The sequence below is a fragment of the Fimbriimonadaceae bacterium genome, from assembly GCA_019454125.1.
Taxonomy (GTDB): domain Bacteria; phylum Armatimonadota; class Fimbriimonadia; order Fimbriimonadales; family Fimbriimonadaceae; genus JALHNM01.
This window is the reverse complement of the sequence record CP075365.1, coordinates 213389-228359: the sequence shown is the minus strand read 5'-3', so window position 1 is coordinate 228359 and position 14971 is coordinate 213389. Positions and strand designations below refer to the sequence as shown.

Genomic DNA, 14971 nt, shown 5'->3' with positions numbered 1-14971 from the left:
TCGCCGCCCCCTCCCCCTTGCCCCCTCCCCAAGCCTGGGGAGGGGGGAGTGCCAGTCCTCCCGGCTTTAACTCGCGCGGAGGTTGAAGAAGAGCGCGGCCAATGCCGTGGCCGCGGAGGCGAGGGGCACGAGCCACACGAGCGACTTTGGAAGGAACCTGGCGAGGCTCGCCCAGCCGATTCCCGAGAGGACGGCCAGGGCCGAGAGGGCGGGGAAAAGCAGCCTCCCCTGAGGCTGGGTGTAGGAGAGGTTGTAATAGAGCACCCCGCCGACCATGAAGAGGAAACTCGCCGCGAGCAGCAAGACCCCGCGGCGAATCCGCCGCCTCTTCGGGAGAACCGCGGTCACGAGGCTGGCGAGCAGCCCCACCATCCAGGGCAGGGCAACGAGCGCGATCAGCCGCCCTGGCAGTTCCAGCGACATCCAGCCGAAGTGTCCGAAGAACGAGTTGGCGGTGATGCGTGGGAACTCCTCGCGGAAGTAGGGTTCGAAGAGCGTCTTCGGCTTGACAAGCTCGGCGTAAAGCGAAGCCTCCACCGCGTTGGCGCTGGGGTCGCGATAGAGCACGGCGTTGCGGGTGAGGACGAGGGCGGCGGCGAGGCCCGCGGGCACGAACGCCCGCCATGCCCCGCTCCGGCCCCGACTTGGCGCGAGCAACGCGGCGAGGAGCCCTACGGGCAGAAGGACAAAGGCAGATTTTTTCACGAGAACGGCCGCGGCCGCCCACCAGCCCCAGTGGTGGGGCTTGCCCCGCGACCATCGCAGGGCGCCATAGGTCGCCCCCGCCCCCGCGAGCGCGACCCACGGGTCGTTGCTGACGGCCCCGCAGACGAACTCGAACTGGGGCAGAAACGCAACCAGGCTCGCTGCAAGAAGGGCTGCCCGCCGTCCCGACCAGAGCCGCGCGGCCAAATATGTCAACCAAATGGTTAGTCCCATTGCCACCGCGCCGAGGGCGCGAAGCACGAGGAACGCGCGTAGGTCGCTCGCAGTGGCGAAGCTTTCGCCCGGGTTCACGAACCGTCGAGGAAGCGGGTTCTGACGGGGAAGGAGGTGGAAGTCGATCTGCCCGTCGGGTTCCACCAGTCGCAACGCCCCCGCATAGAGGAAGTAGGCAAGGGGATGGTGGTGCCCCATGTCGACCCTCCCCGACTCTTTGTTCAGATCGGGCCAGCGGCCCGTCCGTGCGACAAAGTTGACATAGGCGACGTGGCCAGGTTCGTCGGGCGCCTCGAACGGGGGGTTGGTGAAGGCATAGGCGAGGGCCATGAGCGCGCCCAGGGCGGCCAGGGTCGCCGCCTCCCAGTTCCTTCCCCTCACTAAGGGGAGAGATTACTCCGGGGCCGTGGTCGGCGTGCCAGAATCGCGGTTATGGTGTCATTGGTCGCTTTCTGTGGCATGGCGCAAGCCCAAGAGGGGCCCGCCGTGCCGGCCAGCATCGTCCGTTCTTGTTCGGACGCCGTCGTTCGCGCGCTCCGCGAAAGGGACATGGCGACGGTCGCGTTCTTCGCCCACCCGTCGCTCGGTCTGCGGTTCGCGCCCTATCCCTATCTCACTTCGGCGGATCATGTCTTCAGTCCAGACCAGACCCGCAGCCTCTTGGCTAACCAAACGGTGAGGACGTGGGGCAGGTTTGACGGCACGGGCGACCCGATCCGGGGCACCTTCCGGGACTACTTCCCGCAGTTCGTCTGGAAGCGGGACTTCAGCGCGGCGGACATCACGGTCGGCGAGAACATCCGCTTGCGCACCGCCCACCACACGAGCAACTGGGCCTCGGTCTATCCGGGCCGCCAGTTCGTGGAGTACCACTACGCGGGGTCCGAGCAGTACGGCAACTTGGACTGGTGGACTCTCGTGCTGGTCTGGAAGCGCGACCAGTATGGAGCGTGGCGCCTGGTCTGCGTCACGAACGACATGCACGGCGTCTGAGCGCCGAGCCGGCCAAAGGTATCCTGGGAAGACCGCTATGAGCACGCTGAGCGCCACGCGCACCGTCCCCTTCTTCGCCTACAACCGCTTCTTTACGGACCGCGAGCAGGAGTACACGGAGGCGATCGTGGAGGTGCTGCGCCGCGGGGCGTTCATCCTGCAAAAGGACGTCACCGAGTTTGAGCGGGCGCTGGCCGACTACCTCGGCGTGAAGCACGCGATCGGTATGTCGAACTGTACCGACGCGCTGATTGTGGCGCTTAAGTGCGCGGGCGTCGGCCCCGGCGACGAGGTGATCTTCCCGTCGCACACCTTCGTGGCCTCGCCTTCTTCGATCCATTGGTGTGGGGCGACGCCGGTGCCGGTCGAATGTGGCGTCGACCACTTGATCGACGCCGAGGCGGTCCGCGCGGCCGTCACCAAGCGCACCAAGGCGATCATGCCTGTCTCGCTGAACGGTCGGACTTGCGCGTTCGACCCGATCCTGGAAATCGCGGCCGAGCACGGCCTCGCCATCGTCGAAGACAGCGCCCAGGCGCTGGGTTCGAAGTATAAGGGCAAGCATGCGGGCACGTTCGGCGTGGCCGGCACCTTCAGTTTTTATCCCGCGAAGATCCTCGGCTGTTTTGGCGACGGCGGTGCGATCGTGACGGACGACGACGCCGTCGCCCGCAAGGCGCGCCTCTTCCGCGACCACGGCCGCGACGAGAAGACAGGCGAGGTCGTCCAGTGGGGCTTCAACTTTCGCTTGGACAACGTCCAGGCCGCGATTCTGCACCTTCAGTTCCGCGACTACGACAAGACCGTCGCCCGCCGGCGCGAGGTCGCCGCGCTCTACCAAGAGGGCCTTGGCGACCTCGCCGAGGTGGCTCTCCCGCCAGCACCGGATAGCGACCCCGACCACTTCGACGTGTACCAGAACTACGAGGTCGAGGCGGAGCGGCGCGACGATCTCCGCATCTTCCTGAAGGAGCAAGGCATCGGCACCCTGGTGCAATGGGGGGGCAAGCCCGTGCACCAGTTCCAAGGCCTCGGTTTCGACGTCTCCCTTCCTCGGACCGAGCGTCTTTTCGAGCGCTGCCTGTTGCTTCCCTGCAACCTCTTCGTCAGCGACGACGATGTGCGTTACGTCGTCGCGAAGGTCCGCGAGTTTTACGGTCGGTAAAGTTAGCCACCGGGCGCCGCATCGAATCCCCCCTCCCCAAGCTTGGGGAGGGGGTCAGGGGGAGGGGCCCCCGGCTCCAGGTGTGGCGGTGCGCCAAGTGACTTGTACGTTCCGTGGCGAAAGCAATCCCCTCCCCAAGCTTGGGGAGGGGGTCAGGGGGAGGGGCTTCCGCTCCACAGGTGTGGAGTTGCGCCAAGTGAGTTGCACGTGGCGAAAGCAAACCCCCTCCCCAGGCTTGGGGAGGGGGTCAGGGGGAGGGCCCAGTGAACCCCAGACTGGGAAGTTTGCGACCTGGGGACTCCCGTTGCCGGGCGCTGGACCGTTATAATCCTTGATCGTGCCCGGCAGCCGCTTCGCCGCACCCGACCGTGCCGCCACCACCGAAGAGCTTGCCCTTCGCTTGCGGCGTCATGTCGTGCGCATGACCCACCTGGGAAAGTCGTCCCACGTGGGGGCGTGCCTTTCCATGGCGGACATTGTCGCGGTGCTTTATGGCGAGGTGCTTCGCCTCAAGCCGGACGAGCCGAAGTGGGCGGGCCGCGACCGGTTTATCCTCAGCAAAGGCCACGCAGGCGCCTGCGTTTACGCCGCGTTGGCCGAGACCGGCTTCTTCCCTCTCGAGACGCTCGCCACCCACTACCAGGATGGGAGCATCCTTTCTGGCCACGTCAGCCACAAAGGCATACCGGGGGTCGAGCTCTCGACCGGCTCGCTTGGCCACGGGCTCGGGGTAGCGGCTGGCATGGCCTATGGCGCTAAGCTGGACTCCCTGGCGTGGCGGACGTTCGCCTTGCTGAGCGACGGTGAGTGCGACGAGGGGTCTAACTGGGAGGCGATCCTTTTTGCCGGCCACCATCGCCTGTCGAACCTCGTCGCCGTCATCGACTACAACAAGATCCAGTCGCTGAAGCCGGTGAGCGAGACCCTCGAACTCGAACCGTTCGCCGACAAGTGGCGTGCCTTCCACTGGGAAGTCGTGGAATGCGACGGCCACGACCACGACGCCCTGAAGAGGGCGTTCGCCGTCGAGAGCGAAAGGCCGAAGGTCGTCATCGCCCACACCATAAAGGGCAAGGGTGTGAGCTTCATGGAGAACACGGTTCTCTGGCATTACCGCACGCCCCAAGGCGAGGAATACGAGGCAGCCCTCAAGGAGCTGGGCGCCCATGCGTGACACCTTTATCGCCGCCCTCACGGCTGCGGCCGAGCAGGACGACCGCATTATGCTGATCACGGGCGACCTCGGCTTCGGAGTGCTGACAAAGTTCGCCGAGGAGCGTCCGCGCCAGTTCTTGAACGCCGGCGTGGCCGAACAGAACATGACGATGCTGGCCGCGGGCCTCGCCCTTGAGGGCAGGGTCGTCTTCACCTACTCCATCGCCAACTTTCCGATCCTGCGCTGCCTGGAGATGATCCGCAACGACGCCGCCTATCACGAGGCGAACGTCAAGGTCGTGAGCATCGGTGGCGGCTTCAGTTACGGTTCGCTAGGGATGAGCCACCACGCGACCGAGGACCTCGCCATCATGCGCGCCCTTCCGGGCGTCACCGTGGTCGCCCCCTGCACGCTTCACGAGACGGCCGCCGCTACGAAGGCGATTGTCGCCGCTCCCGGCACCTGCTACCTGCGACTGGACAAGTCTGCCGCCCCCGAGCCTGCTGCCGCACCGGCGTTCGAACTGGGCAAGGCGCGCGTCTTCCGAGAGGGCGCGGACCTGACCCTTGTGACGTGCGGGGGGATTATGGAGGAGGTCTTAGTCGCGGCGGAGACGCTGGCCGGGCAGGGCGTCCAATGCCGGGTCTTGAGCCTCCACACACTGGTCCCGATCGACCGCGAGGCCCTTGTGCGGGCTGCGCGCGAGACGGGCGGCGTGGTGACGGTCGAAGAGCACGGCCTGGCGGGCGGCTTAGGCGGCGCTGTCGCCGAAGTCCTTTTGGACGAAGGCTGCTCCCCCCGGGCCTTTGGCCGGGTCGCCCTCCGGGCGGGCTATAGCAGCGTGGTCGGCTCCCAAACCTACCTGCGCAAGTACTATCAGATGGACGCGGAGGCAATCGTCGCGGCGGCCCGCCATGCCTTGGCGAGAGGCAAGAGGGAGGCGGCAAGCGTCTAGCATTCGTAAACAGCCCATGTTGCGCCTCATCGACTTTCTCCTCGCCGCCATCGGGTTGGTCTTGCTCAGCCCGGTCTTGCTCGTTTTTATGGTGCTGGTCTGGGCACAAGACCGCAAGTCGCCGTTTTACTTGGCGCCGCGGGTGGCGCGGGGCGGGGGCACGTTCACGATGGTGAAGCTTCGCAGCATGGTCGTGAACGCGGACAAGTCCGGGGTGAATTCCACCGCGAGCGGTGACCGGCGCATCACGCCGATCGGCCAGTTGATCCGCAAGTTCAAGCTGGACGAACTGACCCAGCTATGGAACGTGCTCGTCGGCGAGATGAGCCTGGTGGGGCCGCGCCCCCAAGTCCGCGCGGACGTCGACCTTTACACCGATGCCGAGCGGGAGATGCTCACCGTGCTGCCGGGCATCACCGACCTCGCCAGCATCACGTTTAGCGACGAGGGCGAGATTCTGGCTGGCCAGTCCGACCCCGACCTCGCCTACAACCAGCTCATCCGTCCCTGGAAGAGCCGCCTCGCCCTCTTCACCCTGCGCCACCGCACGGTGGACGTCTACTTCCGCGTCATCTGGCTGACGGCGATGGCGGTGCTGAACAAGCCCGCCGCCCGGGCCGGCGTGCAACGCCTGCTGCGCAAGAAGGGCGCTGACGCGGCGCTCGTCGAGGTCGCCGCCCGCAGCCAGCCCCTCTTGCCCACCCCGCCCCCTGGGAGCGACGAGGTGGTGACGTCCTTGACGCCGCGCCACGCGGTCGTCACCCCCATCTCCGAGCCCGCCCCGACCCCGTAGGCGCAGGCTGTCGGGCCATGCGGCATCAGGCACCGTGCGGCCGCGACAAGATTGCCGGGCGCAACCGCCTGCGGCTTAGGGGGGCTAGTCAGAGAGCAACGCATGGTATCCGACCACGGCGGCGGCGACCTGAACGTTCAGGCTGCGGCCCTTGCCGTACATCGGGATGAAGACCGCCCCCGCACAGTGCTTCAACACGTTGCCGTAGACTCCGTTCGCCTCATTGCCGAGGACGAGGGCGGTGCGGGGAGGGAAGGCGAAGTCGCGGTAACTGACGGCGTCCTCTGCGATCTCGACCGCGACAAGGGTCCAGCCCGATGCCAAGAGGGCGAGCGCGGCCTCCTCGTGGCCAGCGAAGTGGCGCCAGGGGACGCGGCGGTGCTGGCCCATGCTGGTCCGCTCGATGAGCGGGTCTGGCGGGGTCGGGGTGTGGCCGCTCATGACGACCTCGACCGCGCCGAGCGCCTCAGCGGTGCGAAAAAGGCCGCCGACGTTGTAGCCGTCGTCCCAATCCTGGAGCAAGAAAGCGAGTTCGCGACGGGGCGGGTTCAGGCGGCTGTGCTCTCGGAAGAGGTTGCGGAGCGGGGTCTTGCCCCGGATGGTCTTCACGGCACGCTAGGCCCCGAGAGGGTTTTCGGCCGTCCCTAGCCGTTCGCCCGCCATTCCCTTGGCAAAGGATGGGACGGACGAAACGGGCGAAAGGATTTGCGACCTACATTCCAGGATTGCCGATTTGCCGCTTGCCGTTTCCAACAACTCCAAAGGGCTTACCGCGGTCTGCCGGATAAAGAACCATTCCTTCGCCTATCGCGGTCGAAGGAGCGCAAACGACAACTGTCACTTCTCGATAAGCGCGAGCAGTTCGCGGCCCATATCTCCGGTGCGTTCTAGCATCTCTTGGACTTTTTCCGGGGTCTCGAGTTCGTGGAAAAATACGGGTTGCCCGTCGCGGCAGGCCCAGCCCACCTGTCTCGCGGGTACGCCCAGCATGAGAGCATAGGCAGGGACGTCCTTGGTCACGACGGCCCCCGCGCCGATGAGGCAGCGTTCGCCCAGGGTGACCCCGCAAACGATGGTCGCATTGGCGCCGATGCTCGCGCCCCTCTTCACCAAAGTCTCGTGATAGTCCGCGCTGGTGTTCCTCGGGAATTCGCACCGCGGAATCAGCACGTTCGTGAAGACCATGCTCGGGCCGCAGAACACGTAGTCCTCTAGGACAACTCCTTCGTAAAGGCTGACGTTGTTCTGAACCTTGCAGTAGTCGCCCACGCGAACATTGTTCATCACCACGCAGTTCTGGCCGATAACGCAGTTCTTGCCGATAACGGCCTTCGGAAGAACGTGGCTGAAGTGCCAAATCTTCGAGCCTTCGCCGATCTGCGCCCCTTCGTCGATGTAGGCAGACTCGTGGGCGAAGAAGCCTCGTTGGGCGGATTGGGCGCTCGGGGAGTCGGGGAGAGTGCTCATGGGTTCTTGGTCGGTTGGCTCAGCTCTTCGATCCGACGGCCTTTCGAGTTTCTGGCAGGCCCGCTGCTGGTCCGGCCTTCCCGCACGCCCGCTCCAGGACGCGGACGACTTCGAGCCCGCTCCGGCCGTCACTGTGGGGGTTGGTGCCTTGTTCAATGCAGTCTAGGAAGTGCTGCATCTCCAGCGTCAGGGGTTGGCCCGCGCCTTCATAGACGAGGTGCACGCCCTCGTCGCGGTTCTGGAGGGTTTCGGTCACGCCTTTGTCGTGGAAGTAGACCTTCTGCTCGAGTTCGTCGTAGACCAGCATCCCTTTCTCGCCGACCACCGTAAGCCGTCGGCGCAGCTCGGGCCACAGCCACGAGTTGTGGACGTAGCCGCGCTGCCCCGAAGGGAAGTCGAGGAAGAGGCGGGTGTCGTCTTCAACCCCGGTTCCGAGCATCTTGTGCCCTACGAACTGCACGTCGCTCGGCGCCTCACCTGCCAGATAGAGGCAGACAGCGACGTCGTGGACCCCCAGCGACCAGAGCACGTTCTCCACGTTTCGGGCGCGGCCAAGGTTCAGCCGCTCATGATGGAGCAGGTGGACCTTGCCGATCTTTCCGCCATCGATCGCCTCCTTGATGAATTGGACGGCGGGTTGGTAGAGCAGGAGGTGGCCGACCATCAAGACCTTGCCGGCCGCGTCGGCGCGGGCGACCAACTCCTCGGCGTCTTCCGAGGAGAGCGTCATCGGTTTCTCGATGAAGACGTGGCACCCGGCTTCTAGCGCCTCCCTTGCGAGCGGGGCGTGCGTCTCTGCCGGGGTGGCGATCGCGACCGCGCCGGGCCGGGCCGTCTCCAGGAGTTTGGTCAGGCTGGCCGCAACGGGCACGTCCGGATAGGTTTCCGCAAGCCCAGCGCGAAGGGCGTCGCCAGGCTCCGCGACCCCCGCCAGCTGCCCCATCTCGTGCAAAGTCCGCACGATGTTCTTTCCCCAGTTGCCTGCTCCGACGACTCCGACCATGGCCTGGAGTGTGGCATATGGCACGCGTCGTTCTGAAGGAACGTTCACCGGCGCCTGGGACGGTTGCGGAACGGACTTGAAGAGATGGATTCAATCCAGGCCGCTACCCGTTTTCAGGTAATTCCAAGAAATACCGTCATATGTAAAGGCACTATATTAACGTTAAGGCATAGTTCGCGGTAATAATGTAGGGAGAGGTAGCCTATGGCCGTTTCTAAAGACGGGGACCACGTCCCAAGAGCCCGCAGCGAGACCGACCCCTCAACGCACGTCTTGACTCCCAGGCTCAGCCAAATCCTGCATTTGGCGGCCGAAGGGAAGACCGACAAAGAGATCGCGTCCGAACTGATGATCAGCCATCAGACGGTTGAGTCCCACTGGAAGCGGTTGAGGGACCGGTTTGGATCCTCGAGTCGGGTGTTTATAGTGTCGCGCTCCTTGAGCGAGACCGTCGACAAGCTTGAGAGAGAGCTTGCCGAGGCACGCGCCGAGCTCGACTCCCTTCGAAGCCAGCTAGGAAGGGCGAACGGGAAGCTGTCTGAAGAAACTGTGAGCGAGAAAGCCGCCGTCGAGTTAAGGTCTTAATCTAGAAACGTAGTTGTCGATCAGTTGAAGCCCGTGCTCGGAGAGCACCGATTCGGGGTGGAACTGCACCCCTTCGATAGGGAGGCTTTCGTGCCGGACGCCCATGATCTCGTCGTCGTCGAGGCTCCTGGCCGTGACGACGTAGCCGGGCGGCACGGCCCCGCTTTCGATCGAGAGGGAGTGGTAGCGGACGCCAAGGAACGGGCTTGGCAGCCCAGTGAAGACCCCCTCGCCGTCGTGCTGGATCAATGAGGTCTTACCGTGGCGGATCGTCTTGGAGCGGCTGACCCTCCCGCCGCCCATGTGCCCCATGGCCTGCATCCCGAGGCAGACGCCGAAAAGTGGGATCCCGAAGACGGGCGAGCCTGGTGTGGCCGCCGCGCGCGAGAGGTCCAGGCAGACGCCGGACTCGGTTGGACGGCACGGCCCTGGCGACATGAAAATCCCGTCGGGTTCGGCGGCGGCGATCGTCTCCACGTCGACCTCGTCGTTCCGCCGCACCTCGAACCGGGCGCCACACATGCCGAGGTATTGCACGAGGTTATAGGTGAAGCTGTCGTAGTTGTCGACGACGAAGACGAAAGGGGCCACGGTCCACGTGCAGTTTGGCCTTGCTCCTGTCTCTTCTTGCTGGGACTAACGACTCGAACGTATAGAGGGGGTCCCGCACGTCGCGCCCCCTTTACCTGTTCTTAACAAGCTCGAACCATAGTCTCCTCAGAGGGACGCACTCCCCGTACGAAAAGTATTCCAGCGATCAAATCGACAAGCAGTCTCTGGCGTGGGCAGATGCCCGCGCCAATTCTTTTAGTCCGGTGAGTAGAATCCCGAGCCGGATGGCCCCGGTTCCCGAAATGGGTGGGCGTGCTGGCGTCCCCGGCTGGCCAATGGCGGCGGCGGTGGCGCTTGCATCGGCTCCGGCATTGTTGGTCGGTAGCCCTCCCATGGTGGACTACCCGCTCCACATCGCCCGGGTGCAGATCCTGGCCCATGGGGCGAACCGCTTCTATGCGCCCGATTGGATCCCCATTCCGAACCTTGGAATGGACCTGTTGATGGCCTCCCTCTTGAGAGTGCTGCCCTTGGACGTCGGCTCCCGCCTGTTCCTCGCGTTTGTGACGGTGCTCCTCGTGACGGGGACGCTCGCCCTTTCCAAGAAGTGGCACGGAGGCTGGGTGCCGTCCGTGGCCCTGGCGGGGCTCGTGGTCTTCGACCAGTGGTATTTGATGGGGTTCGTCAACTTCCTCTTCGGGATAGGGCTCGGGCTCTGGGTGTTGGCGTTGGCGTCGCCGCCGGAGAAAGGGGCGTTCCGGCCGCCATGGCTTTGGCTCCTCCCGGTCGGCGCCCTGCTTGCGGTCGTGCACCTCATGGCGTTCCTCGTCACGACTGCCCTGGGCGTCTCGATGTTGGCGGGGCGTCGCTGGGGACATGCCCGGGTGGCGAAAACGATCCTGGCCGCTGGCATCCCCCTTGGCGCGCTGGCCCTGGGGGCGCTGGCGCTCATGGGGCGCGAGCCGCTCAGCTGGCCGACCCGGCTCTGGACGTGGGCGCAGCTTTGGGCCCCGGCCGCGGGCGGCGCCCTGGTCATCGGGTGGATCCTGGCGATCGCCCTCGCCGTGTTCGTGTTCCGGGGACAGGTGCGCCTGGCGCCCATCGCGCAGTGTCCGGCGGCGGTCGCGCTGGTCTTGACGCTGGTCGGCCCGGGCTTCTTTGCGGGCACGGCCTACACCTCCGAGCGCGTCTCGCTCGCCCTGGTGGCGGTCTTGGCGGCGGGGCTCACCTGGGAGTCCCGGGCGGGGCAGGTTTCGCGAGCGGTGGTGACGGCGGTGGCGATCCGGTTCGCCCTAGTGGCGGGCCTGCACTGGTTCCCCGCCGCAAAGGCCGTCGACGACTTCCGGGCGCTCCAGCGTTCGGCGGGACGAGAGGCAATGGTGGTCACGGCGCGGTTCTATGAGCCGGTGCCCTCTTCGAGCGACATCTACCGCCATGCAGCGGATTGGGGAACGATCGACTCCGCTCAGTTCGTGCCGCAGCTGTTCTTGAAGGAGCGGCAGCAACCGCTGAAGTTCCTTCCCGGCTACGACCGGCTCAAGCCCGTGCAGGGGAACGATCCGCTCATCTTCATCTCGACAGCGGGGTTGGACTCCGTGCTGACCAAGTTTTTCGAGCCGCGCCTAGGATTTTCGGAGGCTTACTTGTTGCTGGTCCACACCGGCCAAAAGCGGCCGGAGATCGAACCGGGCGGCTTCCGGGTCGAGCCCCTAAGTTCCACTCCGACGGGCGATGTGACCCTATACCGGGTCACGCCCGATTCGCCGTGATTAGCCGACCGTGGTAGCCCGGCGTTCGGCGACCCGGCGCTCGCTGTGGTCGAGGATCTTCTTGCGGAACCGGAGCTGCTTCGGCGTCACTTCGAGAAGCTCGTCGTCGCGCAGCCAGGAGAGCGCTTGTTCGAGCGAGAACTCGCGGTGCGCGTCGAGCACGGTCGTCGTGTCCGAGGTGGCGGACCGCATGTTGGTGGCCGCCTTCTGCAGGGTCGCGTTGACGACCATGTCCTCGTCCCGGCTGCACGCTCCAATGATCATGCCGCCATAGACTTCGGTTCCGACCGGGTAGAAGAACGTGCCGCGTTCTTGGACGTGCTCGTAGGCGTAGCGCGTCATTTTCCCTGGATCCTTGGCGATCAGCGAGCCTTGAACGCGGCTCTGGACCTCTCCCCGGTGCACCTCGTACCCCTCGAAGATCGAGCCCATGAGGCCGGAACCGCGGGTCAGGGTGAGGTAAACGGTGCGGAAACCGATGAGGCCCCGCGTCGGGATCGAGGCCACGATCTTGGACCGGCCGTTTCCGAGGCTGGCCATGTCTTGGATCTCGGCCTTGCGCCTGGCCAGCTCTTCCATGACCCCGCCCATGGCCTCGTCCTCGAACTCCAGGGTGAGTTGCTCGACGGGCTCAAGCTTCTTTCCAAGGTCGTTTTCTTTGAAGATGACTTGCGGGCGCGCAATCGCGAGTTCGTATCCCTCGCGCCTCATGGTCTCGATCAGGACCGAGAGCTGCATCTCGCCGCGGGCGGCGACTTTCACCGTGTCGGCCGGCGCCTCCCGGTCGATCTTCAGGCTGACGCTCACCTTCTCTTCTTTTTCAAGCCGCTCGCGGATCTTGTGGATCGTCAGGAACTTGCCGCCGTCCTTGCCCGCCATCGGACTGTTGTTGGCGTAGAAGTTCATCGTCAGGGTGGAGGGCTCGACTTCGATCCTCGGGAGGGGCTCGACGAACTGGGCGTCGCAGACGCTGTCCCCGATCAGCACCTCGTCCAGGCCGGACATCATCACGATGTCGCCGGCTTTCACGCTCTCCACTTCCACAAGTTTTAGGCCCTCGTAGATCCAGAGCTTCGTGCAGTTGAAGCTGTCCTGTTTGCTCTCGCCGATGCGCGTGAGCCGGTCCCCGACATAGACGGTGCCGCGCAGCAGCTTCCCCCCGAACATTCGGCCAAGGTAGTCGCTGTAGTCGAGGTTGTTGATCTGCAGCCGCACCGGCCCTTCCACCTGGACCCTCGGGGCGGGCACGTGCTTCACGATGGCCTCGAAGAGGAGCTTCATGTCGTCCTCGGTGCCGTTCGGTTCGGCCCGGGCAAACCCGGCGGAACCGCTCGTGTACAGGTGGGGGAAGAAGAGGTCGTCCTCGCTGCAGCCAAGGTCGATGAAGAGGTCCAGCGTCTTGTCGTAGGCTTCGGTCGGCCGGGCGTTCTCCCGGTCCACTTTGTTGATGCAGACGATGGGCCGCAGTCCGTTGTCAAACGCCTTTTTCAGCACGAACCGCGTCTGCGGCATCGGGCCCTCGAAGGCGTCCACGACGAGCAGGACGCCGTCCACCATACTGAGCACGCGCTCGACTTCGCCCCCGAAATCGGCGTGGCCGGGGGTGTCGACGATGTTGATCTTTGTGCCTTGGTAGCGGCAGCTCGCGACCTTGGAAAGGATCGTGATGCCCCGTTCCCGTTCCAAGTCGCTTGAGTCCATCACGCGGTCGGTGACGGTCTCGTTCGACCGGAACAGGCCGGACTGCCGAAAGATCGCGTCGACCAGCGTCGTCTTTCCGTGGTCGACGTGGGCAATGATGCCAAGGTTTCTAATGCCCGAGTCTTCCATGGGAGGCGTGATTGTACCGGCGGCCGCTTCGAGTCCGATCAGCCCGGCTTATTCACCGACCCCGGCTTCGCCAAGTTGCTCCGGCTTGCCGTCCACCCAGCCCCAGACCGTCGCGCGGTTCATCTGGCGGTCACGGATGCTCACCGCGAGCTCCATCACGCCGTCGCCGTCGAAGTCAGCGATCGCGGGGATATCAAGGACGGGCATCCCTCGCCTTTCCTCAAACTTGTTCTCGAGGGCGAGGGTCTCGATCTTGTTGGACTTCCCCCAGACGAGCAAAGCGATCGTGAAGTCGTCGTCGGTGGGAGGGCGGTCCTCCCCTTTCTTCTGGGTAGAGAGCACGACGACCTTATCCATGAAGCCGTCTCCGTCCAAGTCCGCCTGCCACCCCTTCCGGGAGGCGACTTTGGCGGGCTTCAGGCCCTTCGCGGCAAGGTACCGCACGACGTCGGCCGTCGCGCCGTCGCGGTTGCCCGTGCCCGAGACCACCGGTCGGGGGACGCCGACCTTGCCGCCGGAGACGTAGACCTCTGCCGTCTCCTCGCGCGGGCCCTCGCCGCAGAAGACGAGTCCCTCGTTTCCTTCACCGCCTTCGCCTTCCCCCCCGCTCCAGAGGGCGATCACGCTGGTGGCGCCGGTTCCTCCGACGGTGACGCGGGCGAAGGAGAGTTCCTTGTGCTTCTCGGCCCATTCGGGTTCGACGCGCTCCCATCCTTCGCCGTCCCTACGGACGACCGCGAGTTGGTCGACTGCCACCACGACCGGTTGGTCTTGGCCGAGGGCCAGAAGCGAAAGCAATGTGCATAGCATTGCAATAGGATACTGGGGTCTATCGCGGCAGGGCCGGGAAGATCTCCCTGTCCACTGAGTCCACCGCGACCTTCCACTTGCCGTCCACCTTCAGCAGGTCGATGTCGTAGTTTTCCTCGTAGGCGCTGCCGCGCAGCGCGTTCTTCACGAACTTGAACCGGACGGTCGCCCGGTCTGGGGCGGGGTTCGTGTGGCCGGTGATCTTCCAGACGAAGCGGTAGTGCCTCGAATATTCAAAGGTTTTGTCCCAAGCCGCCTTGGCTTCCTCCTTCGACTTTGGCGGCGAAAAGACGGTCACTTCCGCCAGTTCGGCCGAATCGCCCTTGGCAAGGGCGATGAAAAATCGGTTTGTCGTGGTCGTGGGAGATTCGCCCACAAAGAAGAGGAGGCCAACAATGACGACAATCAGGGCGGTGAGGGCAACGACGATCCAGTTCGTACGGCCCGTTCGAAGCATCCCGACGATTTTAGCCCGACTCTAATACGGGCTTGCCGGGGTCGGGGCCATCATGGACTGGGCATCGATCTTCCAGGAGTAGCGCGGCTTGGTCAGATGGAAGGCGAGCGAGAAGAATCCCTGGCGGTATTTGATGGTGACCATCACGAGCGCCTCGCGGCCGCGTTGGGACTTCACCTGGACGCCCGCGCCGTCGCCGACGCTGAGCGCCTCGGTCAGCATGCGGCGCAAGTTCTGGGTCGAAGGGTGGTCGGCGGGCTGCAGGGTCAGGTCGGCCTGGGCGTTGATATCTTGCCGGGCGACCGCCTCCAGATACCGGACGACTGTGCTGGCGGGGCCCTTGTCCCGGGCGATGCTGAAAACGCCCAGGGTCAGGACGGCAAGGACGACCGAAGCGACCACGGAAAGAGTGCTAGTGGTAACCTTCCTCACCGAGACAAAGGTTACCTCTGGTTGAACGGCGGTCGGTTTCCGACGTCTTACCAAGGGAAAGGCGA

At 64.8% G+C, this 14971-nt stretch carries 16 protein-coding genes; 7 read left to right on the top strand and 9 right to left on the bottom strand.

Going from position 1 to position 14971, the window contains the following annotated elements; translation table 11 throughout:
• Positions 1-66: 66 nt before the first annotated feature.
• Positions 67-1320, bottom strand: coding sequence for a glycosyltransferase family 39 protein (locus KF733_01145; protein ID QYK56091.1), 1254 nt, complete (start codon positions 1318-1320; stop codon positions 67-69).
• A 51-nt stretch (positions 1321-1371) separates the two neighbouring features.
• On the opposite strand from KF733_01145, the gene KF733_01140 reads away from it, so the two are divergent.
• From KF733_01140 to KF733_01120, 5 genes are all read left to right on the top strand, one after another.
• Complete coding sequence (locus KF733_01140) at positions 1372-1932, top strand: hypothetical protein (protein ID QYK56090.1); 561 nt, start codon at positions 1372-1374, stop codon at positions 1930-1932.
• A gap of 37 nt (positions 1933-1969) precedes the next feature.
• Entirely contained in the window at positions 1970-3097 is a 1128-nt protein-coding gene (locus KF733_01135) for a DegT/DnrJ/EryC1/StrS family aminotransferase (protein ID QYK56089.1), read from the top strand.
• 337 nt (positions 3098-3434) lie between these two features.
• Positions 3435-4271, top strand: a complete 837-nt coding sequence (locus tag KF733_01130; GenBank protein QYK56088.1) for a transketolase — start codon at positions 3435-3437, stop codon at positions 4269-4271.
• Positions 4264-5208, top strand: a complete 945-nt coding sequence (locus KF733_01125) for a hypothetical protein (GenBank protein QYK56087.1) — start codon at positions 4264-4266, stop codon at positions 5206-5208. The genes KF733_01130 and KF733_01125 overlap by 8 nt, the downstream gene beginning before the upstream one ends.
• Positions 5209-5224: 16 nt before the next feature.
• Positions 5225-6001, top strand: coding sequence for a sugar transferase (locus KF733_01120; GenBank protein ID QYK56086.1), 777 nt, complete (start codon positions 5225-5227; stop codon positions 5999-6001).
• A gap of 84 nt (positions 6002-6085) precedes the next feature.
• Here the strand turns inward: KF733_01120 and KF733_01115 are convergent, their stop codons facing one another.
• From KF733_01115 to KF733_01105, 3 genes are all read right to left on the bottom strand, one after another.
• Positions 6086-6610: a TrmH family RNA methyltransferase gene (locus KF733_01115; GenBank protein ID QYK56085.1), complete on the bottom strand. Its 525-nt coding sequence runs from the start codon at positions 6608-6610 to the stop codon at positions 6086-6088.
• 228 nt (positions 6611-6838) lie between these two features.
• Complete coding sequence (locus tag KF733_01110; GenBank protein ID QYK56084.1) at positions 6839-7468, bottom strand: N-acetyltransferase; 630 nt, start codon at positions 7466-7468, stop codon at positions 6839-6841.
• A 19-nt stretch (positions 7469-7487) separates the two neighbouring features.
• Positions 7488-8471 carry a Gfo/Idh/MocA family oxidoreductase gene (locus KF733_01105; protein QYK56083.1) on the bottom strand — a complete coding sequence of 328 codons (984 nt, stop codon included), beginning with the start codon at positions 8469-8471 and terminating at the stop codon, positions 7488-7490.
• A gap of 204 nt (positions 8472-8675) precedes the next feature.
• Here KF733_01105 and KF733_01100 point away from each other — a divergent pair, with 204 nt between their 5' ends.
• The gene (locus tag KF733_01100) at positions 8676-9056 is read left to right on the top strand and encodes a hypothetical protein (protein QYK56082.1); all 381 of its coding nucleotides are present in this window, start codon (positions 8676-8678) and stop codon (positions 9054-9056) included.
• Here the strand turns inward: KF733_01100 and KF733_01095 are convergent.
• Positions 9045-9647 carry an aminodeoxychorismate/anthranilate synthase component II gene (locus KF733_01095; protein ID QYK56081.1) on the bottom strand — a complete coding sequence of 201 codons (603 nt, stop codon included), beginning with the start codon at positions 9645-9647 and terminating at the stop codon, positions 9045-9047. The two genes, KF733_01100 and KF733_01095, sit on opposite strands and share 12 nt — an antisense overlap.
• 245 nt (positions 9648-9892) lie before the next feature.
• On the opposite strand from KF733_01095, the gene KF733_01090 reads away from it, so the two are divergent.
• Entirely contained in the window at positions 9893-11377 is a 1485-nt protein-coding gene (locus KF733_01090; protein QYK56080.1) for a hypothetical protein, read from the top strand.
• On the opposite strand, the gene typA is transcribed toward KF733_01090, so the two are convergent.
• From typA to KF733_01070, 4 genes are read right to left on the bottom strand one after another with little or no spacing between them, the layout of a single operon-like run.
• Entirely contained in the window at positions 11378-13207 is a 1830-nt protein-coding gene (gene typA / locus KF733_01085) for a translational GTPase TypA (protein ID QYK56079.1), read from the bottom strand.
• Positions 13208-13255: 48 nt separating this feature from the next.
• Positions 13256-14017 carry a hypothetical protein gene (locus KF733_01080; protein ID QYK56078.1) on the bottom strand — a complete coding sequence of 254 codons (762 nt, stop codon included), beginning with the start codon at positions 14015-14017 and terminating at the stop codon, positions 13256-13258.
• A 19-nt stretch (positions 14018-14036) separates the two neighbouring features.
• A complete protein-coding gene (locus KF733_01075) occupies positions 14037-14474 on the bottom strand; it encodes a hypothetical protein (GenBank protein QYK56077.1) in 438 nt (145 codons plus the stop codon).
• Positions 14475-14495: 21 nt separating this feature from the next.
• Positions 14496-14906 carry a hypothetical protein gene (locus KF733_01070; protein ID QYK56076.1) on the bottom strand — a complete coding sequence of 137 codons (411 nt, stop codon included), beginning with the start codon at positions 14904-14906 and terminating at the stop codon, positions 14496-14498.
• Positions 14907-14971: the final 65 nt, after the last annotated feature.